Origin of the sequence: Streptomyces sp. R33 (assembly GCF_041200175.1) — a bacterium.
In the GTDB taxonomy this organism is placed as follows: domain Bacteria; phylum Actinomycetota; class Actinomycetes; order Streptomycetales; family Streptomycetaceae; genus Streptomyces; species Streptomyces katrae_B.
This window is the reverse complement of the sequence record NZ_CP165727.1, coordinates 3,569,006-3,590,482: the sequence shown is the minus strand read 5'-3', so window position 1 is coordinate 3,590,482 and position 21,477 is coordinate 3,569,006. Positions and strand designations below refer to the sequence as shown.

Sequence of the window (21,477 nt, the reverse complement as noted above, 5' to 3'; positions counted from 1 at the left end):
TAGATCAGAGGGAGTTGGTCCAAGTTCGGTCGCTCGCGTGCATATATGTACGTTCTAGGCTGGGCCGATGAGCCGACGGTGGAAGACCCTCGTACCGTGCGTGTCCGTACTCCTCGCCCTGGCCGGCTGCGGCGCACCGCCCGGGCCCGCGCCACGCGGATTCGCACCCCGGTACGAGGAACCGGCGGCGGCCGACGCCGCCCACGCCCGCTTCCTGCGCGCGCGGCGACTGCCGGAGCGCGCGGCCGACGCCCTCAACGCCTACCTCGACCTCCCGTACCAGGTCACGGTCCTCGCCCGCTCCTGCGCCGGGGAGGGTTCCGGCTACGACCCCGAAACCCGGCGGATCGAGCTCTGCTACGACGACCTGACGCAGGAGCGGGAGCTCGTCACGACGGACGAGGAAGTGGCCGACGTGATGACCGAGACGCTCTACCACGAAGCCGGCCACGCCCTCGTCGACGTGCTCGACCTGCCGTACGGCGGGGACCGCGCCGAGGAGGATGCCGCCGACAGCTTCGCCGCGCTCATGCTGATCCGCGAGGGCCCGGACGGCGAACGGGCGCTCCGCACCGCCGCCGAGGCCTACGCCCGTACGCCCCCGGACCCCGACGACGGCCGCGACGAGCACGCACCGCCCGCCGCCCGGGCCGCCGCCCACCTCTGCCTGCTCCACGGTGCGGCCCCCGAGCGCCACGCCGACCTGGCCGACCGCACCCGCGGCTGCACCCCCACCTGGCCCCAGGCCCGCGACGCCTGGACCCACGACCTGGCGCCGCTGCTCAGGTGAGGCGCGGCCGTAGACTCGTGCAAGATCCAACTGAACGACCCCGGGGACCTGGTGACGGTACGAGAGATACGCGCGGCGGCCCGCTTCGTCGGCCGCCGCACCGCCCTGCGCTACCTCGCGCTCGGCGCGGGCGCGGCGCTGCTGTCCGCCTGCACGGGCAAGGACAAGCCCACCGCCCCGCCCCCCGCAGCGGCTTCCCCCTCTCCATCGCCCTCCCCTCCGGCACCCACCGCCGCGGCGGCCTCCGGAGTGGTGGGCCGGGCCTTCGCCGAGTTCGTCAAGGGTTCCTGGGAGATCCGCTCGACCCTGCCCGGCGAGAACCGCAAGGACACCGGCCGGGCCGCCGTCCGCCCCGACGGCACCTGGACCATCGTCTGGTCCGGCATCGCCGGCACCTGGACCGGCCGCTGGTTCCTGCATCGCGGCCGCCTGGACCTCCAGGTCCTCTCCGGCCCACAGCACCTCACGGACCCCGACATCGCCACCTCCGTCGCCGAGAAGGTCCCCGACACCGTCAAGGAGGACTCCCTCGCACTCCAGCTGCCCTGGTACCCGATGGGCGCCCAGGACGTGTTCGGCCGCCTGGAGATCGCGTACAACGGCACCGAACTCCGCATCCGCCACATGGACCCCTCCGGCACCATGTCGATCCACATGTGCACCCGCACCTGACCTCCGGCCACGCCGCCTCCCGCTCCCGCCGCCGTCCCGTCGGGTGCGCGAGGAAAGAGGTAGCCCGGATTCAGGGTCACTTCGTCACCGCTCGCGCTTTCCGCCGCTCTCACGCGCTGCCCCGGCTCGGCACGCTGCCACTGATTCCTAATGTGGTCTGTCAAGCGGCGAGGGCTGTCGGTGGTGTGAGTTCGTAGCATCGTCCATCGCGGAGGAGAGCCCAGAGGACGTTGACGCGGCGGCGGGCGAGGGCGAGGACGGCTTGAGTGTGACGCTTGCCTTCGGCGCGTTTGCGTTCGTAGAACCGGTGGGATTCCTCAGACCGTCGGATGCTGAAGAGCGCGGAAGTGTAGAGGACGCGCTGGAGCCGTCGGTTGTAGCGCTGCGGCCGCCGTAGGTTTCCGCTGATCTTGCCGGAGTCGCGCGGGACGGGTGCGACGCCGCCGAAGCCGGCGAGGCGGTCCGGTGTTCCGAAGACGGTCATGTCACCGCCGGTGGCGGCCAGGAACTCAGCCCCGAGGACGATGCCAAGGCCGGGCATGCTGGTGATCACTTCGAAGTGGTGGTGGTCGCGAAATCGGGCCTCGATGAGCTTGTCGAGCTCGGCGACCTGCTGGTTCAGGGCCATCACTTCCTGCGCCAGGGTGTGCACCATCTGCGCGGTCAGCTCCTCGCCGGGCAGGCCGGTGTGCTGGCGTTCGGCCGCTTCGACCGCGGTTGTGGCGAGCTGGTCGGCGCGGAGAACCTTGCGGTTTCGTAGCCAGGTCTCGAGGCGTTTCGTGCCGAGCCGACGGATGGTCGCAGGGGTCTGGTAGCCCGTCAGCAGGGTCAGTGGGCCCTTGTTCGTGAGGTCCAAGACCCGTTCCAGGCCAGGGAAGATGCCGGTCAACTGGGCCCGGAGCCGGTTGACGGTGCGGGTGCGGTCGGCGACGAGATCCATGCGGCGCCCGGTGAGGATCTTGAGGTCGGTGACGATGTCGTCGCCGGCGCGTAAGGGGTGCAGGTCGCGGCGGATGCGGACCTGGTCGGCGATGACAGCGGCGTCCTTGGCGTCGGTCTTGCCTTCACCGCGGTAGCTCTCGGAAGCGCGGTGGATGGCCCGGCCGGAGATGTAGCGCAGTGGCTGGCCGTGGTGGAGGAGGAGCGTGATGGCCAGGGCGGCTCCGCCGTCGGCCAGGTCGATGCCCCAGGTCACCTCGTCGCCCAGGGCCAGGACGTCGGTGATGAGTTCGAGGAGTTCGGGCTCGTCGTTGGCGACGCGCCGCGACAGCAGCCGGCGGCCGCTCTCGTCGATCGCGACGCAGTGGTGGTGGGTCTTGCCTGCGTCGATGCCGGCCCAGATCGCGGCCATCATGCCTCCGTGCGGTGGGGTGTGCTGGGTGCCTCCCGACGGACGACCTCGCTGTCGATTCCCTACGGAGCGATCATTCGCAATTCCTCATTGGCAGCCGAGTCGTCGTGGGGCGCCGGGCGGCCAATCAGTGCAAGCCATCTGGGGCAGAGCCTTTTGAACCACACCCGGCACCCCTGGGCGGGTCAACCATACGAAGGGCTCACCACATCCCGCAGGACAACGTAGGGAGCCTTTTCCCACCTCACTCTGAGCTGGCCAGGTGCAGGGTGAGGGCGGCCTGGACGAGACGCGTGATGCGGGTGGTGGAGCATCGGAGCCTGCGGAGGAGCCGCCAGGATTTGAGGGTGGCGACGGCTTGCTCAACGAGGGCCCAGATCTTCGCGTGGGACCGGTTGACGGCCAGCTGGCCTCTGGAGAGCGTCTCCCATCGGCCGCGGTAGGGAACCTGGACGGCGCCTGTGGCACCCTGGTGTCCCTCGTCCGCCCAGCAGGTGATGTCGGCCTCGCCGAGAGCGCCGAGTATGCCGTGTTCGCGGGCCGCCCGGATGTCCGGATGGCTTCCGCGAGGGTGGGGGCGAGGGCGGCCAGAAGCGCGACGGCCTCGTTGATGTACCGGTAGGCGGTGGTGGTCCCGATGCCGAACCCGGCGGCGAGTTGAGCATAGGTGTAGCCGTTGCGCAGATGAGCGACGGTGGCCTTGCCGGCCCGCGCTCAGGCGCCGCCAACGGGTACCGAGCTCCCGGCGGTGCCGGCCAGCTCGGCGGACAAGAAGCGCGGGGCAGAACTCGACACCTCGACGCCCGACGGGCAAACAAGCATGCCAAGCCTCTGGTAGAGACGGTTCTCTTGGTCGAAAACCCATCTACCAGGGGCTTTACTCGTCTGTCACCCCAACTACCCAAGCCACCCCAGAGGTTGGAAAAGGCTCCTTGATTCCTCGCAAGCCCTTAGTCGGAGGGGGGCGAGCTGGTGGCTGGCGGGGGCAATGACTTCTACTCGCCGATCAGCTCACCTCACGAGCTTTTCGGCAATCGCGCTCTTCAGATCTCGAATAACGACTACGCCGATCGCGCCAAAAGGTCCAGATTGTGTGACCCACCATGGCAAGCGCAGCCACAACCGCAATGACGCGAATCACCGTCCAGAGATTGACGATAATCGAATCCAGCCCCCGTGCCTCGTCAGTCAAGCGCATAGACATCTCATAATAGGCCACGAGGGGGATGAGCAGCCGAAAGAAGAGGCCGCCAACACCTGGCACTCGTGCGACGTTACCCAAGAACCCAAGAGGTGCCCCGAATGCAAACGCGAAAAATGCCCACGCTTCGATCTTAGAGGACGTTCCTCCGCTTGAGACGCCGGTCGCCATTCCGTCCTGACCGATAGAACCCCAATCTTTCGAAATGTAGTAAGCGACTACACCGATAGCCAACCCGAAAGAGGCCAGTATGGTTGATTCGATTTTTGATTGCCGAAAATATCCCACCAGAAATGCAAAACAGGCCCACGACCACCCACTGGAGAAGATAACACCCACAACCACACCAACGGGGCTACCCCACTTTTCAGCAAAAGGACCCACCAGCCCAAGTAGCAGGCCAGCCCCTAGCGGCAACGCCAGGGATACAGCGCGAGCGAGCGAAAGATCTTTGATATCCCTCTCTCCTATCCATTCGGAAAATATGCAGGGACGGCACAACTCTGGGCCCACACGATTCCTCGTGCAGGCCCCGAGTCGAACACTGGCTGCCCCAGTTGGGACGGCTTGAACCCGCGCCGCGGGAACTAGGTGTTGGAGTAGTAGCTGTAGCACGTGTACTGCAGGCCCGAATATGCATACGCATAGGAGGTTCCACCTGCACCCACCCAGCCGCTGGAGTAGTCCACGTTCTTTACACGCACTGTGGATTTATGTTCCACACTTGCCATGTAGTTTGAGTAGCACTTCTTTCCAGGATCGACCTTGTCCCATCCGTAGCACCAGGTGCCGCGAGTGACGTTTTGGCAGGTATTTGCCAGCGGCTGAAAAGAGTTCGTCGACGCATTGACTTGGATCTTTACCACACCCCATTCAGAGGGGTTTCCCAGCTCTGCGGGCGGTTTCACTCCGTCACCGCGCTTGTGGATGACGGGCTGCCCGACCTTGAGACCGGCGGTCGCGTCAAGGCCGGCGTCGCCCGTAGCGGTGCCAACCTGAGCACCACCTGCGGCTGCTGGGGTGGAAATGCCAAGAACTGCGAGTACCACGCTCACGAAGCCGAAAGTTATCGCTCTTCCGAAATTCCTCATGCTACATCCCCCTCCTAGGATCCCCGTGTGGGAGTTCCAGGAGCATCCTCAATCAGGGAATAACGGCAGTCAATCTCATTAAGCATCGCTGCAGAGCACTTTGGCTGGTTTGTCGACTCGATCCAGTGCAAGCTGTACCATTTCCCCCCGTTTGCAGCGAACCGATTCCCCAAGTCTCGCCGGTAGGCACTGCAGCAGATGGCTTGATCTGTGTGCACCTGCTTAACGTCACGCTTTCATGAAGCAGGCTGTCCGACAGGTGGTCAGGTAAGCGAAAAGTGCCCCTGACCAGCAAGAATGAGGATTGTCGAGGTTCTTGAGCCTTTTCCAACCTGTCTGCAGGATGCGGTGGTTGGGCTGACAACGTAGCGAAGCCCCTGGTAGATGGGTTTTCGACCAGGAAGAACCGTCTCCACCAAGGGCTTCGTGTGCTTGTCTACCCCTCCGGAGTGGACCTCTCCAGCTCTGTCCTGCGCTTCCTCACCACTTGCCTGAGAGAACACCGCCGGCTGCTCGGCACCCGATGGCGGCGCCTGAGTGCCGGCCGGCAGGCCCTGCTCGCCCTTGCCCACCTCCGCAACGGCCCCCTACGCCCAAAAAGGCTCACTGTGGGCCGATCGAGTGACGGCCCCATGCGCTTGTGCAACCCCCTGGAGGGGGAGGGTGGATCGGAAGTTCCCGCGCGTGGCCGCCGGCGACCCCGGTCCCAGCTCGAGGAACACGCCCTGGGCGCGGCTCCAATTTTGGACGGCCGACCCCTGCGGTTACTGGGCGAGACCCTGTTTGAACCCTGGAGAAAGACCCCGTCAAGGGGTTGATCGGCTCTGAGTCCCGCATGAGGCCGTCGCGCACTGAGTCGGGCCTTCTCCGACCCGTGCGCTGCCCCTGTGGCGCATGGGCGGGGCGGAGGCCGGGTGCGCGAGGATGGCCCCATGTCGAACCGCCTCGCGAACGAGACCTCGCCGTATCTGCTCCAGCACGCAGACAATCCCGTCGACTGGTGGCCCTGGTCGCCGGAGGCCTTCGCGGAGGCGCGGGAGCGGGGGGTCCCCGTGATGCTCAGCGTCGGGTACAGCAGCTGCCACTGGTGCCATGTCATGGCGCACGAGTCCTTCGAGGACGAGCTGGCCGCCGCCTACATGAACGAGCACTTCGTCAACATCAAGGTGGACCGCGAGGAGCGGCCCGACGTCGATGCCGTCTACATGGAGGCCGTGCAGGCGGCCACCGGGCAGGGTGGGTGGCCCATGACCGTGTTCCTCACCCCCGACGCCGAGCCCTTCTACTTCGGGACCTACTTCCCGCCCGAGCCCCGGCACGGGATGCCCTCCTTCATGCAGGTGCTCGAGGGCGTGCGGACCGCGTGGGTCGGGCGGCCCGAGGAGGTGACCGAGGTCGCGCAGCGGATCGTGCGGGACCTCGCCGGGCGGCAGTTGGACTACGGCAAGGCCGGCGCCCCCGGCGCCGAGGAGCTGGCGCAGGCGCTGCTCGGGCTGACCCGCGAGTACGACGCCGTCCGTGGCGGCTTCGGCGGGGCGCCGAAGTTCCCGCCGTCCATGGTCCTGGAGTTCCTGCTGCGCCATCACGTGCGCACCGGGGGCGAGGGGGCGCTGCAGATGGCCGCCGACACCTGCGAGGCCATGGCCCGCGGCGGGATCTACGACCAGTTGGGGGGCGGGTTCGCCCGGTACTCCGTCGACCGGGAGTGGGTCGTGCCCCATTTCGAGAAGATGCTGTACGACAATGCGCTGTTGTGCCGGGTGTACGCGCATCTTTGGCGGGCCACCGGCTCCGACCTCGCCCGGCGCGTCGCGCTCGAGACCGCCGACTTCATGGTGCGCGAGCTGCGCACCGCCGAGGGCGGCTTCGCCTCCGCGCTCGACGCGGACAGCGAGGATCCGCTGACCGGCAAGCATGCGGAGGGTGCGTACTACGCCTGGACGCCCGCCCAGTTGGCCGAGGTGCTCGGCGAGGACGACGGGGCCCTGGCCACCGCGTACTTCGGGGTCACGCAGGAGGGCACCTTCGAGCACGGCGCGTCGGTGCTCCAGCTGCCGCAGGACGGGCCCGTCGTGGACGCCGGCGTGATCGCCGGGATCAGGGAGCGGCTGCTGGCGGCGCGCGCCGGGCGGCCCGCGCCCGGGCGGGACGACAAGGTCGTGGCCGCCTGGAACGGCCTGGCGATCGCGGCGCTCGCCGAGTGCGGGGCGTACTTCGACCGGCCGGACCTGGTGGAGCGGGCGACCGAGGCCGCGGACCTCCTCGTCCGGGTGCACATGGACGGCCGGGCGCGGCTGGCCCGGACCAGCAAGGGCGGGCGCGTCGGCGCCAACGCCGGGGTGCTGGAGGACTACGGGGACGTCGCCGAGGGCTTCCTCGCGCTGGCGGCCGTGACCGGCGAGGGGGTCTGGCTGGAGTTCGCCGGGTTCCTCGTCGACCTGGTCCTGGACCGGTTCACGGCCGAGGACGGCTCCCTCTACGACACCGCGCACGACGCCGAGCAGCTCATCCGCCGGCCCCAGGACCCGACCGACACCGCGGCCCCGTCCGGCTGGACGGCCGCGGCCGGCGCGCTCCTCTCGTACGCGGCGCACACCGGCTCGCAGGCACACCGCACGGCGGCCGAGCGGGCGCTCGGGGTGGTGCACGCGCTGGGTCCGCGCGTGCCGCGCTACATCGGGCACGGGCTCGCGGTGGCCGAGGCGTTGCTCGACGGTCCGCGCGAGGTGGCGGTGGTGGGGCATCCGGAGGATCCGGCGCTGGCCGGACTGCACCGGACGGCGTTGCTGGGGACGGCTCCCGGGGCTGTCGTGGCGGTCGGTCTGCCGCGGGCGGCGGACGGCAGCGGGGGCGAGTTCCCCCTCCTGGCCGAGCGCACACTCGTGCACGACCTTCCCACGGCGTATGTGTGTCGACATTTCGTCTGCGCGCGGCCTACGACAGACCCGGTCGAGCTTGCGGAGCAGTTGGGCGCGGTTCATCCCTGAATCGGCCGGAGTGCCGTCAATTCCGGTTACCTGCGGGCACGTTCGGAAACGTAGTTTTTAACTGTGCAGCGCCTGAGTTTCATTTTTGCTGCCTAGTCTCATGTCTTCGGGAGTCGCTGGGGAGTCGCCGGAACAGCGCACTGGGGGGTGCGTCCGAGGGGGAAGCAGGGGCAGGCGGGCCGGGGGGCCCGCCTTGATCCCCTGGGGGGTTTGCCGATCGCCGCCTGGTGTCGCGGCATGTCTGTGGGGGACGTTTTGTACACCTCTGTTGTCATATCCGTGATTTCGTTTGCACTCTTCTGGATGGCCGCGTTCACGCTGTGGTGGCAGATGCATGCCTGGCGCACGCCCGAGACGCTCGCCTCCACCCGGTTCGACCGGCCCGACGGCGAGGGCCGGCTGGCCTTCTCTCTCCTCCTGCCGGCCCGGCACGAGCAGGCGGTCCTGCAGCACACGATCGAGCGGCTGCTGGAATCGAGCCACACCGACTACGAGATCATCGTCATCGTCGGGCACGACGACCCGGAGACGGCCGCCGTCGCCGAGGCAGCCGCCGCCAAGGCGCCCGAGCGCGTACGGGTCGTCGTCGACCACCACGAGACGAAGAACAAGCCGAAGGCGCTCAACACCGCCCTCCCGCACTGCCGGGGCGACATCGTCGGGGTCTTCGACGCCGAGGACCAGGTCCACCCGGAACTGCTCGCCCACGTCGACCACGCGTTCCGCTCCACCGCGGCCGACGTGGTCCAGGGCGGGGTCCAGCTCATCAACTTCCACTCGAGCTGGTACAGCCTGCGCAACTGCCTGGAGTACTTCTTCTGGTTCCGCTCCCGGCTGCACCTGCACGCCGAGAAGGGGTTCATCCCGCTCGGCGGCAACACCGTCTTCGTCCGCACCGAGGTGCTCCGCGAGGCCGGCGGCTGGGACCAGAACTGCCTGGCCGAGGACTGCGACCTGGGCGTACGGCTCTCCTCGGTCGGCAAGAAGGTGGTCGTCGCGTACGACTCCGACATGGTCACCCGCGAGGAGACGCCCGGCTCGCTGATGAGCCTGCTGAAGCAGCGCACCCGCTGGAACCAGGGCTTCCTCCAGGTCTACCGGAAGAAGGACTGGCAGCAACTGCCCGGCCGCGGCCAGCGCTGGCTGGCCCGCTACACGCTGATGACGCCGTTCATGCAGGCCGCGTCCGGGGTGATCATCCCGGTGAACTTCGCCGTCGCGGTCTTCCTCGACGTGCCGGTCGGCGTCGCGATCATCACCTTCCTGCCGATGATCACGGCGTTGGTGACGTTCGTGTTCGAGATCGTCGGCCTGCACGACTTCGGCCGGCAGTACGGCCTGCGCGTCCGCTTCGTGCACTACCTCAAGCTCATCGTCGGCGGCCCGTTCTACCAGGTGATGCTGGCGGGCGCCGCGATCCGTGCGGTCTGGCGCGAGCAGCGCGGCCGCAACGAGTGGGAGCTGACCAGCCACACCGGCGCCCACCTCGCTCCGATCAGCGCCACCGCCGCGGTCTCCGCCGCCGGCGCGTCCACCGCGATCCGAGAGGACAGCCACCAGTGACCGCCACCCTGCCCACGGCCACTGATCCCCAGCCCGGCGCCGCGACGACCACCGCCACGACCACCGCCACGGCCTCCGCCGCCACGACCGTCGCCGAGCCCCGCGTCCCCGTCCAGCGCGGCCCCAGCAGCCCCGGCGGCCCCAGCAGCCCCGGCGGCCCCGGCAGCCGCGGCGGCCTCGGGGTGCGGCCGCCCGCCCCGGCCCACCCCCTCGTCCGCTTCCGTTCCTCGCGCCCCGACCTGCTGCTCTGCGGGGTGGTCCTGCTCGCGATCGTCCTCGTCCAGGGCTGGAACATCACGCACTTCCCGACCCTGAGCGACGACGAGGGCACGTACCTCGCCCAGGCGTGGGCCGTCCAGCAGGGAGACGGCCTCGCGCACTACACGTACTGGTACGACCATCCGCCACTGGGCTGGATACAGATAGCCGGCCTGACGTACCTGCCCTCCCTCTTCGTGCCCGACTGGATGACCGTCGCGCCGATGCGCTTCTCGATGGTCGCCGTCTCCGCCGTCAGCTCCGTGCTGATCTACGTCCTCGCGCGCCGGCTGTGGCTGCCGCGCTGGGCGGCCGGACTGGCGATGGCCCTGTTCGGGCTCTCCCCGCTCTCCGTCGTGCTCCAGCGGGAGATCTTCCTCGACAACCTCGCCGTCATGTGGATGCTGCTGGCCTTCTGCCTGGCCGCGTCCCCCAGCCGCCACCTGTGGCACCACTTCGGGTCCGGACTCGCGGCCGCCACCGCCGTCCTGACCAAGGAGACGATGCTGGTGGTGCTGCCGGCGCTGCTGATGACGATGTGGCGCCACAGCCATCGCGACACCCGCAAGTTCGCCCTCACCGGGGCCATCACGGCCTGCGCGCTCATCGGGCTCTCGTACCCGCTGTACGCGCTGCTCAACAGCGAGCTGCTGCCCGGCGCCGGGCACGTCTCGCTGATCGACGGCATCACGTACCAGATGAGCCGCCCGGGCTCGGGCTTCATCCTCACCCCCGGCTCCGGTTCGAACGGGGTGTTCCGGTCCTGGCTGTACTACGACACCGTCCTGCCGCTCGGCGGACTTGCCGGGGCGCTCCTCCTGATCCTCACCCTCCGGTGGTCGGTCACCGCCCGTGCGCTCGCCGGCCCGGCGCTGGCCGCCGTCATCCTCGCGGCCGTCGCCCTGCGGCCGTCCGGCTACCTGCCGGCGATGTACGTGATCCAGGCGCTGCCGTTCCTCGCGCTGGTCCTCGCCGGGGGCGCGGCCAGCGTCACGCACGCCGTGCTGCGCCGCCGCCGTACGCCGCGGGAGCGCCGGTCCTTGACATACGGGCGACGGGTGCTGGTCGGCGTACTCGCCGCGACCGCCGCGGTGTACGTGCTGCCGCGCTGGTACGACGGCAACCGCACCGCGCTGACGGCCGACGCGAACGCCCCGTACCGGCAGGCGGCCGCCTGGCTGGGCCGGGAGGTGCCCGACCCGGGGCGCACCCGGGTCCTGGTCGACGACGCGCTCTGGCTGGACGCCGTCCACCACGGTTTCGAGCCCGGGCCCGGCGCCATCTGGTTCTACAAGGCCGATCTGGACCCGGCCGTCACCAAGACGCTGCCGCGCGGCTGGCGGGACATCGACTACGTGGTCTCCTCGCCCACCGTCCGCCGGGACGCGGTGGACCTGCCCACCGTGAAGGCCGCGCTGGAGCATTCGACCGCGGTGGCCGTCTTCGGCTCCGGCGAGGACCGCATCGAGATCCGCAGGACCGACCGAGTCGACGGGAGCTGATCGGCCATGAGCGAGGACCTGTGGACCCCGCATGCCCTCAGCAATACGGAATTTCCTGTTCCGGAGGAGGAGGTGGCGGCGGGCAGCGTCACCCTCATCATCCCGACCTTCAACGAGGCGGGGAACATCGGAGAGTTGCTGAGCCGGCTCGCCGGCTCGCTCCCCGCCCACCTGCCCTGCGAGGTGCTGTTCGTGGACGATTCCACGGACGACACCCCGGCCGTCATCGAGAAGGCCGCCCTCGACCTGCCCTTCCCGGTGTCCGTCCTGCACCGGGAGCGGGCGGTCGGGGGCCTGGGCGGCGCCGTCGTCGAGGGCGTGAAGCGGGCGGACACCGACTGGATCGTGGTCATGGACGCCGACCTCCAGCACCCGCCGCACCTGGTGCCCGAGCTCGTCGGCGAGGGCGAACGCACCGGCGCCGACCTCGTGGTCGCCTCCCGCTACATCCCCGGAGGCAGCCGGGCCGGGCTCGCCGGGAACTACCGCGTCGCCGTCTCGCGCGGCGCCACCTGGCTCACCAAGGGGCTGTTCCCCCGCGCCCTGCGCGGGATCAGCGATCCGATGAGCGGCTTCTTCGCCATGCGCCGCACGGCCGTCACCGCGGACGCCCTCAAACCCCTCGGCTACAAGATCCTGCTGGAACTGGCGGTGCGCTGCCGCCCCGCCAAGGTCGCCGAGGTGCCGTTCGTCTTCCAGGACCGCTACTGCGGCGAGTCCAAGTCGAGCGCCCGCGAGGGGATGCGGTTCCTGGCCCACCTGGCCGCGCTGCGCTCGGCGACCCCGTTGGCCCGCATGATCGGCTTCGGGCTGATCGGGCTTTCCGGCTTCGTCCCGAACCTCCTCGCGCTGTGGCTGCTGACGCATGCCGGGATGCACTACCTGCCGGCCGAGATCGCCGCCAACCAGGCCGGGGTGCTCTGGAACTTCGTCCTCATCGAGACCCTGCTCTTCCGTGACCGGCGCCGCCACCGCCACTGGGCGGACCGGATCGGCCGCTTCGCCGTGCTGGCCAATGCCGACCTGCTGCTGCGCATCCCGCTGATCGCGCTGTTCGTCGGCAGATTCGGCATGGAGGTGCTGTCCGCCACCGCCCTCGCCCTGGTCACCACGTTCGTCCTGCGGTTCGCGGCCACCGAGGCCCTCGTCTACCTGCCGCGCAAGGCGCGTACGCGTGCACGTACGCGTCGTACCGCACGCACCACCAGGTGCTGAGCCGCACCGAACCGCACAGAACAGAAGGGAACTTGTCCATGCCAGCGAACATCCGGCGGAAGGCCGGGCGGCGCGCCGCCCTGCTGGCCGTCGGGGCGATGACCGCGGGTCTGCTGCTCACCGCACCGCAGCAGGCCACGGCCGGACCGCCCAATCTGCTCACCAATTCCGGTTTCGAGACCGCCGGCGCCCCCGGCGAGGACATGCCCTCCTGCTGGGAGAAGTCCGGCTGGGGTGACAACGACTTCAGCTACGCCACCGTCGCCGACGCGCACAGCGGCACGAAGGCCATGAAGGTCTCGCTGACCCGCCGCCTCAGCGGTGACCGCAAGGCGCTGGTCACGGAGAACGCCACCTGCGCCCCGACCGTGGTGCCGGGCAGGCAGTACGACCTGTCCGCCTGGTACAAGTCGAACACCCCGGACGTGTCGGTGACCGTGTTCCGCCACGACACCACCGCGGGCTGGCAGTACTGGACCGACCTGCAGAATCCGCCGGTCAGCGCCGGCTGGGCGCGTACGGAGGTCCGTACGCCCGCCGTTCCGCCCGGTACCGACAAGATCACGTGGGGACTGTCGGTCTACGGGGTGGGCACGCTCACCACCGACGACTACGCGCTCGAGGAGGTCGGCGCGGCCCCGCCGCAGCCGGGGTGCACGGGTACGGCCGAGCAGTGCGCCAAGGGCAAGTGGGAGGTGATCCCGGCCAAGAACCCGGTGCGCTCGATGCACGCCGTCGTCCTGAAGAACGGCAAGGTGCTGCTGATCGCGGGCTCGGGCAACGACATCGCCCAGTTCAACGCCGGCACGTTCACCTCGGCCGTGTACGACCCGGCGAACGGGTCCTTCAAGACGATCCCGACGCCGGTGGACATGTTCTGCGCGGGGCACGTGCAGCTGTCGGACGGCCGGGTGCTCGTGATGAGCGGCAACAAGGGGTACCCGTCCGCCGACGGCAAGATCGGCTACCAGGGGCTGAAGGACAGTTACGTCTTCGACCCGGCGACCGAGGCGTACACGAGGACCAACGACATGAACGGCGGGCACTGGTACCCGTCGGCGACGATCCTCGGCAACGGCGACGTGATCTCCTTCGGCGGCCTGAAGGAGGACTCGACGGGCAACGTGACCGCGGAGAAGTTCTCGGCGGCGCAGAACAAGTGGCTCCCGATGAACGAGGTCAACCAGACCTGGTCGTACTGGGGCCTGTACCCGTCGATGATCCTGATGCAGGACGGGCGGCTCTTCTACTCGGGCAGCCACACCTTCGGCAGCGGCACGCAGGGCAGCGGCGCGTCGATCTACGACTACAACGCCAACACGATCACGGACGTGCCCGGGCTGCGCAAGAAGGACGAGCGCGACGAGTCGGCGAGCGTCCTGCTCCCGCCCGCGCAGGACCAGCGGGTCCTGACGATCGGCGGCGGCAACAACGAGTCGAACCCGGCGGCCAACCGGCTCACCGAGCTGATCGACCTGAAGGCGCCGAGCCCCGCGTACACCGCCGGTCCTGATCTGCCGCAGGGCCTCGTCGACGTGGGCGGGGTCAAGCGGGCGCAGACCGGGGCCGAGGGCAAGATGTACGTGTCGGCGGTGCTGCTGCCGGACGGCAAGGTCCTGGAGACCGGCGGCGGGCTGCACGACCGGGCCGACCCGGTGTACGAGGCCTCGTTCTTCGACCCGGCGACCAACACCTACAAGGCCGGACTGCCGGCCGACCCGATCCCGCGGACGTACCACTCGGGCGCCTTCCTGCTGCCCGACGGGCGGGTCATGACGGTCGGCGACAACCCGGGCAACGGCACGTACAACAACAACGTGTCGATCTACACGCCGCCGTACCTGTTCAAGGGCGCGCGCCCGAAGCTCACCTCGGTGATCGACACGCAGTGGGTGTACGGGGACACGCAGCGGATCACCGTCGACCGGCCGATCGCCAAGGCGGAGCTGATCCGTCCGGCGGCGGTCACGCACTCCTCGGACCCGAACCAGCGGTTCGTGGACCTGCCGATGTCGGTGGTCAACAACACCACCATCGACCTGAACGTCACCAGCAACCCGAACCTGGCCCCGCCGGGCTGGTACATGCTCTTCGGGGTCGACGCGAACGGCATCCCGTCGGTGGCGACCTGGGTGCACCTGGGCGGTCCGTCGGCGCTCGCGGCCACGGCGGAGGCCCCGTCGCCGCACGTCCACGACTTCGCGGACGCGCCACAGGCGGCCCCCAGGCAGAACCCCGGCAAGCGGGACTCGGTGCCCGTCGCGCCGAGCGTCGCCGGCTGCGACCGGCACTACGGCACGGTCAGCCAGTGCGTCCCGACGAACTTCCCGGCGGAGGTGAAGCCGACGACGAAGGCCCGCTGCGACTGGCTGGCCTCCCACCAGTACCCCCGGCGCATGAAGGTCAACGGCAGCGACCCGCTGCGCCTGGACCCGGACGGCGACGGCTACGCCTGCACGTAGGCCGTCTGGCCGCCCCGGCACAACGGAGCCCCGCCGCGCACCGCGACGGGGCTCCGGCAGTTCGGGCACCTAGTGCTGGTAGGCCGCCAGCGAGATGCCGACGTAGTGGGCCACGAAGGCGGCCAGCGTCAGCGAGTGGAAGACCTCGTGGAAGCCGAAGAAGCGGGGGGAGGGGTTCGGGCGCTTCATGCCGTAGATCACGCCGCCCGCGCTGTAGAGGAGCCCGCCGGCGATCACCAGGACCAGGACGGCGATGCCGCCGGTGCGCAGGAAGTCGGGGAGGAAGAAGACCGCCGCCCAGCCCATCGCTATGTAGCAGGGGGTGTAGAGCCAGCGCGGGGCGCCGACCCAGAAGACACGGAAGGCGATGCCGGCCGCGGCCGCGATCCACACCGCCCACAGGAGCGTCCGTCCGGTGGAGGGCGGGAGCAGGAGCACCGTCAGCGGGGTATAGGTCCCTGCGATGATCAGAAAAATGTTGGCGTGGTCGAGACGCCGCAGGATGGCTTCACCCCGGGGGCCCCAGGTGCCGCGGTGGTACACCGCGCTGACGCCGAACAGCAGGCAGGCCGTGAGGATGTACACCCCGCACGCCACCCGGGCCCGGGTCGATTCGGTGAAGGCCATCAGCGCCAGGCCCGCGATGACGACGGCAGGGAACATCCCGGTGTGCAGCCAGCCGCGCATCAGCGGCTTGGCCTCCGGTGCCTCGGAGGCGTCGGGTACGACCGGTACGGCGTCGACCGGCATGGCGGCGGCGTCAGAACTCATGGCCGCCATGCTACCTACGGGTCCGTAGGTTTCCCTTGTGCGCTTTACGGAAGATTGACGGGAGTGGCGATGCTCACGTGAGAGGCCCCCTGGACATATGCGCACATGCACCGGATGATCAGATGAGTGCGGTCGGCACCGGATGAGCGGAGCGCGAAGCGTCCGGGTCGCAGCCCCCACGGGGCAAACACCAAACAACCCCTCAACAAGGAGCAATCGTGGCGCGCGAGAACGCGGCTCCCCTTTCCCTCCCGACGTCCCACCAGGAGCTGATCTCCTGGGTGGACGAGATCGCAGCGATCACCCAGCCCGACCGGGTCGTCTGGTGTGACGGCTCCGAGGCCGAGTACGAGCGCCTGTGCGCGGAGCTCGTCGCCAAGGGCACGTTCAAGAAGCTCGACGAGGGCAAGCGCCCCAACTCGTACTACGCCGCCTCCGACCCGTCCGACGTCGCGCGCGTCGAGGACCGGACCTTCATCTGCTCCGAGAAGGAGGAGGACGCGGGTCCGACGAACCACTGGAAGGCTCCTTCCGAGATGAAGGAGATCTTCGCCGGGCAGGAAGGTATCTTCCGCGGCTCCATGAAGGGCCGGACGATGTACGTCGTCCCCTTCTGCATGGGCCCCCTCGGCTCCGAGCTCTCCGCGATCGGCGTCGAGATCACCGACTCCGCCTACGTCGCGGTCGCCATGCGCACGATGACCCGCATGGGCAAGCCCGTCCTCGACGAGCTCGGCACCGACGGCTTCTTCGTCAAGGCCGTCCACACCCTCGGCGCTCCGCTCGCCGAGGGCCAGGCCGACGTGCCGTGGCCCTGCAACACCACCAAGTACATCTCGCACTTCCCCGAGACCCGCGAGATCTGGTCGTACGGCTCGGGCTACGGCGGCAACGCCCTGCTCGGCAAGAAGTGCTACGCGCTGCGCATCGCCTCCGTCATGGCGCGCGACGAGGGCTGGCTCGCCGAGCACATGCTGATCCTCAAGCTCACCCCGCCGCAGGGTGAGGCGAAGTACGTCGCCGCCGCGTTCCCGAGCGCCTGCGGCAAGACGAACCTGGCCATGCTGGAGCCCACGATCCCCGGCTGGACGGTCGAGACCATCGGCGACGACATCGCCTGGATGCGCTTCGGCGAGGACGGTCGCCTGTACGCGATCAACCCCGAGGCCGGCTTCTTCGGCGTCGCGCCCGGCACCGGCGAGCACACCAACGCCAACGCCATGAAGACGATGTACGCGAACACCGTCTTCACCAACGTCGCGCTCACCCCGGACGGCTCCGACGTCTGGTGGGAGGGCATGACCGAGGAGCCCCCGGCCGAGCTCATCGACTGGAAGGGCAACGCCTGGACCCCGCAGTCCGAGACCCCGGCGGCCCACCCCAACGCCCGCTTCGCCGTCCCGGCGTCCCAGTGCCCGACGATCGCCCCCGAGTGGGAGGACCCCAAGGGCGTCCCGGTCTCCGCGATCCTCTTCGGCGGCCGCCGCGCCTCCGCCGTGCCGCTGGTCACCGAGTCCTTCGACTGGAACCACGGCGTCTTCATCGGCTCGAACATCGCCTCCGAGAAGACCGCCGCCGCCGAGGGCAAGGTCGGCGAGCTGCGCCGCGACCCGTTCGCCATGCTGCCGTTCTGCGGCTACAACATGGGCGACTACATGGGCCACTGGGTCGACGTCGCCAAGGGCAAGGACCAGTCCAAGCTCCCGAAGATCTACTACGTGAACTGGTTCCGCAAGAACGACGCGGGCAAGTTCGTGTGGCCCGGCTTCGGCGAGAACAGCCGCGTCCTGAAGTGGATCGTCGAGCGCCTCGACGGCAAGGCCGAGGGCGTCGAGACCCCCATCGGCATCCTGCCGACCGTGGCCTCCCTCGACACCGACGGCCTCGACATCGCGGCCGAGGACCTGGACTTCCTCCTCACCGTCGACAAGGAGGTGTGGCGGGACGAGGCCTCCCTGGTCCCCGAGCACCTGAACACCTACGGCGACCACACTCCCAAGGAGCTGTGGGACCAGTACCACGCGCTCGTCGAGCGCCTGGGCTGAGCCAGGCCGCGCCCTGAAGAAGGGCCAATGAACGTGGGAGCCCCCGACCAAGCGGCGCCCACCGCTGTGGGAGCCCCCGACCAAGCGGTTCCCACCGCAGCACCGGCCAGAAGTCATACCTGTCAGGAGCGTTGTCCGCGCTCCTCCAGGTAGGTCGTGTGCGTCTGCTGACGGCGGGCCTCTGCTTCGCGGAGGTCCGCCGTCACGCGTTCCGCCTCCTCGAACAGCAGCGACAGCTGCCGCTCCAGGTGGCGTTCCGGCGACTCCCCGCCCGGGGTGAGCCGGGTCCACCAGCGCGTCCGGTTGTACGTGTCCACGCACTCCGGCACGTCCAGCTCGATCGCCCGCGACAGCGCGTGCACCGACTCCGGATCGGTGGCCAGGACGTCGGCCACCCACCCCGGCTCCAGCAGCGCCCCGTACAGCTCCATCAGCTCCACGAGCCGCCCCTCGGCCGGAGCGGGCAGCTCCACCTCGGCCACGTACTCCCGCAGCCGGCCGAACTGCTCCCGTACGCCGTTCAGCTGCTCGGTGGGACCCTCCGGCTCCGGTGGCGCCGGCCGCTCCGGCGGGGCGATCAGCGCGCCCGCGCCGTACAGCCCCGCCACGACCACCGGCCAGTACGTGCCCGCGACACCGGTGAGGGTCAGGCCCAGCCCGGCCACGCCGCAGGCGCTGCCGGCCAGGTTCTTCTTCGATTCCAGGTATCCGAGAAGGCGCGCGCCGAGCCCTCTCCCGCCGGCGGCGGGTCTATTGGTAGCCACGGATCTCCTCGAAGGCTCCGTCCAGCGAACCGTTGCCGTCGGTGGCGTCGAAGAGCCGCCCGCCGGTCAGTTCGGTGATGTGGGCGAGCTCCTTGCGGTCCGAGTCCCCGAACAGCACCGCGAAGACCGGCGTGTGCTTCTGCGCGTCCGGCAGCCCGGCGTAGAAGGAGTCGAAGTCCTTCGCCTTGTCGCCGCTCTGCCCGTCCGTCATCAGCACGATCGAGGTGAACGCGTCCGCGTCGCCCTTCCCCAGGTGCTCGTACGCCGCCTTCAGACTGCCGTACACGGCCGTACCCCCCTGCGGCCGGAGCGATTTCACATCGCCCCGGATCGCATCCAGCGCGGGACCCGGATTGCCCGGCTCGACGACGTGCGTCAGCACCTCCTTCACCCTGTCGCCGAACGGCAGGAGCGTCACCTCCTCGCGGTCCCGGAACCGCTGCCCGGTCCCCGAACCGTCCGTGCCCGTCAGCTCGGTGAGCGCCGACCGCAGCCGCCCGATGCGGTCCTCCTCGGCCATGGAGCCCGAGGTGTCCAGGACGTACACCGTGCGCGAGGGCCGGCGCAGCTCGTTCTCGTACGAGGCCAGCAGCCCGTCGGCGACCGACCGGGTGCCCGGGAACGGCAGTTCCCGCCGCTTGTCCGCGTTCAGCCCTGCGGCAGGCTGCACCCCGGCCGCGACCGGCCGGCGGAAGGTCTTCTCGGTGATCGCCTTCTGCGCCTCGGCGCCGCTCAGGTAGTCGGTCAGGGCCCGCCCCGACTCGCGGGCCCCGGCCGGGGCCGAGGTCAGCAGGGTCAGCGGGTAGTGGGCGGTGACCACGCCGTCGCGCGGCCGGATCACCGTCAGGCCGGTCTCCGCGTCCCGGTTCATGGACAGCAGCACGGACTCGTAGTTCACCAGCGCGTCCACGTCCCCGCGCTTCGCGTACGCGGTGGCCAGCCAGCCCGAGGAACCCGAGGTCAGCTTCTGCCCGGCGAAGAACTCCTTCAGCTTCGGCCGGGCCGTGTTCACGTCCGCGTCGGTCAGCGCCGCCTGCGCGCCCGACAGCCCGGAGGCCACCGAGATCAGCGCGGAGAAACCGGAGTTGGAGCGCACCGGATCGGTCATCCCGTACGAGAGCTTCCCGGCGGCGACGGCCTCGTGCACCGCCGACCAGGTGACCTCCTCCGGCTTCCAGCCGAGCCGGGCCAGCGCGTCCGCCCGGACGCCGAGCGCGACCGGCGAGGACATCACCGGGGTCTCGCTGCTGAGCTTCCCGGCGGCCTCGGGGCGCAGCCGCAGATAGTCGTTGGAGGAAAGCCAGATCGCGTCGTACTTGCCGTCGGCCTTGCCCGAGGCGACCTGCTCGGCCGCGTCCAGGGTGCCGGACCAGGTCAGCTCGACGGTGACCCCGGTGGCGGCCTTCGCGGCCTTCAGCACCGGCTCCATGTCGGCCAGTTCGCTGGAGGCCAGCACCCGCAGCTTGCCCTCCTGGTACTTCGACCCGCTGGGCTTCGCCGGATCCGGATCGTCGGAGGTGCAGGCCGAGGCCCCCAGCAGGGTCGCGGCCAGCGCGACCGCCGCCGCGAGCCGTCTGCGCACCGAAGCGGTACGGACGCCACGGATGGTCATCGGTCCCCGCCTTCCAGGGCGCCGGAGGTACGCGTACGGGCCAGGTGGGCCGACGCGGTCTGCAGTTCCCCGGTCAGGGACTCGACGGTGGCGGCCATGTTCTCGGTGGCCTGCACCTTGAACGTGTCGATCGCGTCCAGCGTCCGGTAGATCTGCGCGAAGGCCGTCCGCAGCGTCTCCGCGCCGACCGCCGGGTCGGCGGCGATCCGCTGGATCTCCCCGCTCTGCGTGGACAGCATCTCCGCGTTCCCGCGGATCAGGTCCTCGGTGGTCGTCCGCAACGTGTTGACCTGCTCGATCACCTTGCGCTGGTTGTCGAGGGCCGAAGCCAGCATCACAGCGATCCGCAGCGCGGACACGGTGGTGGTGGCGGCCCGGTCGACGCCCTTGATCAGCTCGTCGTTGTTGCGCCGGACCACGTCCATCGACAGGTAGCCCTGCGCGCACACCGCCAGCTGCGTCAGCAGGTCCTGGTGCTTCTGCCGGACCGGGAACAGGAGGTCGGCGCGCATCGCGTCGGCCGCCTGCGGGTCGCTGAGCTCGGCCTCGGTGATCCGCTGCTCGACCGCCGTGTCGAGGGCCTCGGTGAGGACGGCGTACTCCTGCAGCTTGCCCATGGTCTCCCACAGGCGTGCCCGCTCGGTGTGCAGGGCGGCGTTGTCGCGGCGCAGCTCGTCCTGGCCGCCGCGCAGCGCGCCCACGATCCTGTTGAGGGTGGCCTGCGACGAGGCGTACTTGGCCACGTGGTCGCGGAACTTGTTGCCGCCGGGCAGCTTCGCCAGGAGCGCCTTGACGCCCTTGGCGGGCGTGTCCCGCGGGTCGAGGTCCTCCACGGTGCGGCGCAGCTCGACCAGGGATCCCGCGACGCGGGCCTGGGCGTCGCCGCCCCCGTCGGAGCCGAGGGACCGTACGGCCCGCTCGAGCATCCGGTTGGACTGCTGGGCGGCGCTGCGGATGTCGGCGGCGCCGAGCCCGGAGATCTCTACGATGCGGCTGGCGAACTCGGGGGAGCGGGCGTCGATCCCGGCGAGCGAGCCGACGTACTCCCCGGCCCGGCGGGCCATCTCCTCGCGCACCCCGTCCTGGAGCGGTACGAGGCCCGAAGCCTGCTCCCGCTTGACGGGGGCGACGGGCTCGGGGGCGGTGAGGACGAGCGGGCCGTCCTCCGGTGGTGTCAGAGTCATGTACGTCCC

Annotated in this window: 15 protein-coding genes and 2 pseudogenes; 9 read left to right on the top strand and 8 right to left on the bottom strand. The window is 69.6% G+C overall.

Features of this window, described 5'->3' with window-relative positions:
- Positions 1 to 67 precede the first annotated feature (67 nt).
- Positions 68 to 790, top strand: coding sequence for a DUF4344 domain-containing metallopeptidase (locus tag AB5J51_RS16205; protein ID WP_369777961.1), 723 nt, complete (start codon positions 68 to 70; stop codon positions 788 to 790).
- Positions 791 to 841: 51 nt separating this feature from the next.
- Entirely contained in the window at positions 842 to 1,462 is a 621-nt protein-coding gene (locus tag AB5J51_RS16200; protein WP_369777960.1) for a hypothetical protein, read from the top strand.
- Positions 1,463 to 1,622: 160 nt separating this feature from the next.
- Here the strand turns inward: AB5J51_RS16200 and AB5J51_RS16195 are convergent, their stop codons facing one another.
- The 4 genes and pseudogenes from AB5J51_RS16195 to AB5J51_RS16180 form a co-directional block, all read right to left on the bottom strand.
- Positions 1,623 to 2,813: an IS110 family transposase gene (locus AB5J51_RS16195; protein ID WP_369780266.1), complete on the bottom strand. Its 1,191-nt coding sequence runs from the start codon at positions 2,811 to 2,813 to the stop codon at positions 1,623 to 1,625.
- Between the two features lie 244 nt (positions 2,814 to 3,057).
- A pseudogene (locus tag AB5J51_RS16190) lies at positions 3,058 to 3,635 on the bottom strand (transposase family protein).
- 184 nt (positions 3,636 to 3,819) lie between these two features.
- Complete coding sequence (locus tag AB5J51_RS16185) at positions 3,820 to 4,398, bottom strand: hypothetical protein (protein ID WP_369777959.1); 579 nt, start codon at positions 4,396 to 4,398, stop codon at positions 3,820 to 3,822.
- 203 nt (positions 4,399 to 4,601) lie between these two features.
- A complete protein-coding gene (locus AB5J51_RS16180) occupies positions 4,602 to 5,069 on the bottom strand; it encodes a hypothetical protein (protein WP_369777958.1) in 468 nt (155 codons plus the stop codon).
- A gap of 464 nt (positions 5,070 to 5,533) precedes the next feature.
- Between AB5J51_RS16180 and AB5J51_RS16175 the strand changes: the two are divergent.
- The 6 genes and pseudogenes from AB5J51_RS16175 to AB5J51_RS16150 form a co-directional block, all read left to right on the top strand.
- Positions 5,534 to 5,689: pseudogene (locus AB5J51_RS16175) on the top strand (IS5/IS1182 family transposase); the annotation flags it as partial.
- Between the two features lie 348 nt (positions 5,690 to 6,037).
- Positions 6,038 to 8,092, top strand: a complete 2,055-nt coding sequence (locus tag AB5J51_RS16170; protein WP_369777957.1) for a thioredoxin domain-containing protein — start codon at positions 6,038 to 6,040, stop codon at positions 8,090 to 8,092.
- 237 nt (positions 8,093 to 8,329) lie between these two features.
- Positions 8,330 to 9,655 (top strand): glycosyltransferase, encoded by a 1,326-nt coding sequence (locus AB5J51_RS16165; RefSeq protein ID WP_369777956.1) that lies wholly within the window; start codon positions 8,330 to 8,332, stop codon positions 9,653 to 9,655.
- Positions 9,656 to 9,837: 182 nt separating this feature from the next.
- Positions 9,838 to 11,415, top strand: coding sequence for an ArnT family glycosyltransferase (locus AB5J51_RS16160; RefSeq protein ID WP_369780265.1), 1,578 nt, complete (start codon positions 9,838 to 9,840; stop codon positions 11,413 to 11,415).
- A gap of 6 nt (positions 11,416 to 11,421) precedes the next feature.
- The gene (locus tag AB5J51_RS16155) at positions 11,422 to 12,630 is read left to right on the top strand and encodes a glycosyltransferase (protein ID WP_369777955.1); all 1,209 of its coding nucleotides are present in this window, start codon (positions 11,422 to 11,424) and stop codon (positions 12,628 to 12,630) included.
- A gap of 38 nt (positions 12,631 to 12,668) precedes the next feature.
- Positions 12,669 to 15,092 carry a galactose oxidase-like domain-containing protein gene (locus AB5J51_RS16150; protein ID WP_369777954.1) on the top strand — a complete coding sequence of 808 codons (2,424 nt, stop codon included), beginning with the start codon at positions 12,669 to 12,671 and terminating at the stop codon, positions 15,090 to 15,092.
- Positions 15,093 to 15,161: 69 nt separating this feature from the next.
- On the opposite strand, the gene AB5J51_RS16145 is transcribed toward AB5J51_RS16150, so the two are convergent.
- Entirely contained in the window at positions 15,162 to 15,842 is a 681-nt protein-coding gene (locus AB5J51_RS16145) for a hemolysin III family protein (protein ID WP_053786285.1), read from the bottom strand.
- A gap of 239 nt (positions 15,843 to 16,081) precedes the next feature.
- On the opposite strand from AB5J51_RS16145, the gene AB5J51_RS16140 reads away from it, so the two are divergent.
- Positions 16,082 to 17,908, top strand: coding sequence for a phosphoenolpyruvate carboxykinase (GTP) (locus AB5J51_RS16140; RefSeq protein WP_030290887.1), 1,827 nt, complete (start codon positions 16,082 to 16,084; stop codon positions 17,906 to 17,908).
- Between the two features lie 122 nt (positions 17,909 to 18,030).
- On the opposite strand, the gene AB5J51_RS16135 is transcribed toward AB5J51_RS16140, so the two are convergent.
- From AB5J51_RS16135 to AB5J51_RS16125, 3 genes are read right to left on the bottom strand one after another with little or no spacing between them, the layout of a single operon-like run.
- Positions 18,031 to 18,672 carry a hypothetical protein gene (locus AB5J51_RS16135; RefSeq protein ID WP_369777953.1) on the bottom strand — a complete coding sequence of 214 codons (642 nt, stop codon included), beginning with the start codon at positions 18,670 to 18,672 and terminating at the stop codon, positions 18,031 to 18,033.
- The gene (locus AB5J51_RS16130; protein WP_369777952.1) at positions 18,659 to 20,284 is read right to left on the bottom strand and encodes an extracellular solute-binding protein; all 1,626 of its coding nucleotides are present in this window, start codon (positions 20,282 to 20,284) and stop codon (positions 18,659 to 18,661) included. The genes AB5J51_RS16135 and AB5J51_RS16130 overlap by 14 nt, the downstream gene beginning before the upstream one ends.
- A complete protein-coding gene (locus AB5J51_RS16125) occupies positions 20,281 to 21,468 on the bottom strand; it encodes a toxic anion resistance protein (protein WP_369777951.1) in 1,188 nt (395 codons plus the stop codon). Before AB5J51_RS16125 ends, AB5J51_RS16130 begins: the two co-directional genes overlap by 4 nt.
- Between the last annotated feature and the right edge of the window lie 9 nt (positions 21,469 to 21,477).

What these genes read in the sequence shown, in the direction of transcription:
- AB5J51_RS16205 (WP_369777961.1), top strand. Translation starts at nt 68, where the DNA reads ATGAGCCGACGGTGGAAGACCCTCGTACCGTGCGTGTCCGTACTCCTC.
- AB5J51_RS16195 (WP_369780266.1), bottom strand. Translation starts at nt 2,813, where the DNA reads ATGGCCGCGATCTGGGCCGGCATCGACGCAGGCAAGACCCACCACCAC.
- AB5J51_RS16170 (WP_369777957.1), top strand. Translation starts at nt 6,038, where the DNA reads ATGTCGAACCGCCTCGCGAACGAGACCTCGCCGTATCTGCTCCAGCAC.
- AB5J51_RS16165 (WP_369777956.1), top strand. Translation starts at nt 8,330, where the DNA reads ATGTCTGTGGGGGACGTTTTGTACACCTCTGTTGTCATATCCGTGATT.
- AB5J51_RS16155 (WP_369777955.1), top strand. Translation starts at nt 11,422, where the DNA reads ATGAGCGAGGACCTGTGGACCCCGCATGCCCTCAGCAATACGGAATTT.
- AB5J51_RS16150 (WP_369777954.1), top strand. Translation starts at nt 12,669, where the DNA reads ATGCCAGCGAACATCCGGCGGAAGGCCGGGCGGCGCGCCGCCCTGCTG.
- AB5J51_RS16145 (WP_053786285.1), bottom strand. Translation starts at nt 15,842, where the DNA reads ATGCCGGTCGACGCCGTACCGGTCGTACCCGACGCCTCCGAGGCACCG.
- AB5J51_RS16130 (WP_369777952.1), bottom strand. Translation starts at nt 20,284, where the DNA reads ATGACCATCCGTGGCGTCCGTACCGCTTCGGTGCGCAGACGGCTCGCG.
- AB5J51_RS16125 (WP_369777951.1), bottom strand. Translation starts at nt 21,468, where the DNA reads ATGACTCTGACACCACCGGAGGACGGCCCGCTCGTCCTCACCGCCCCC.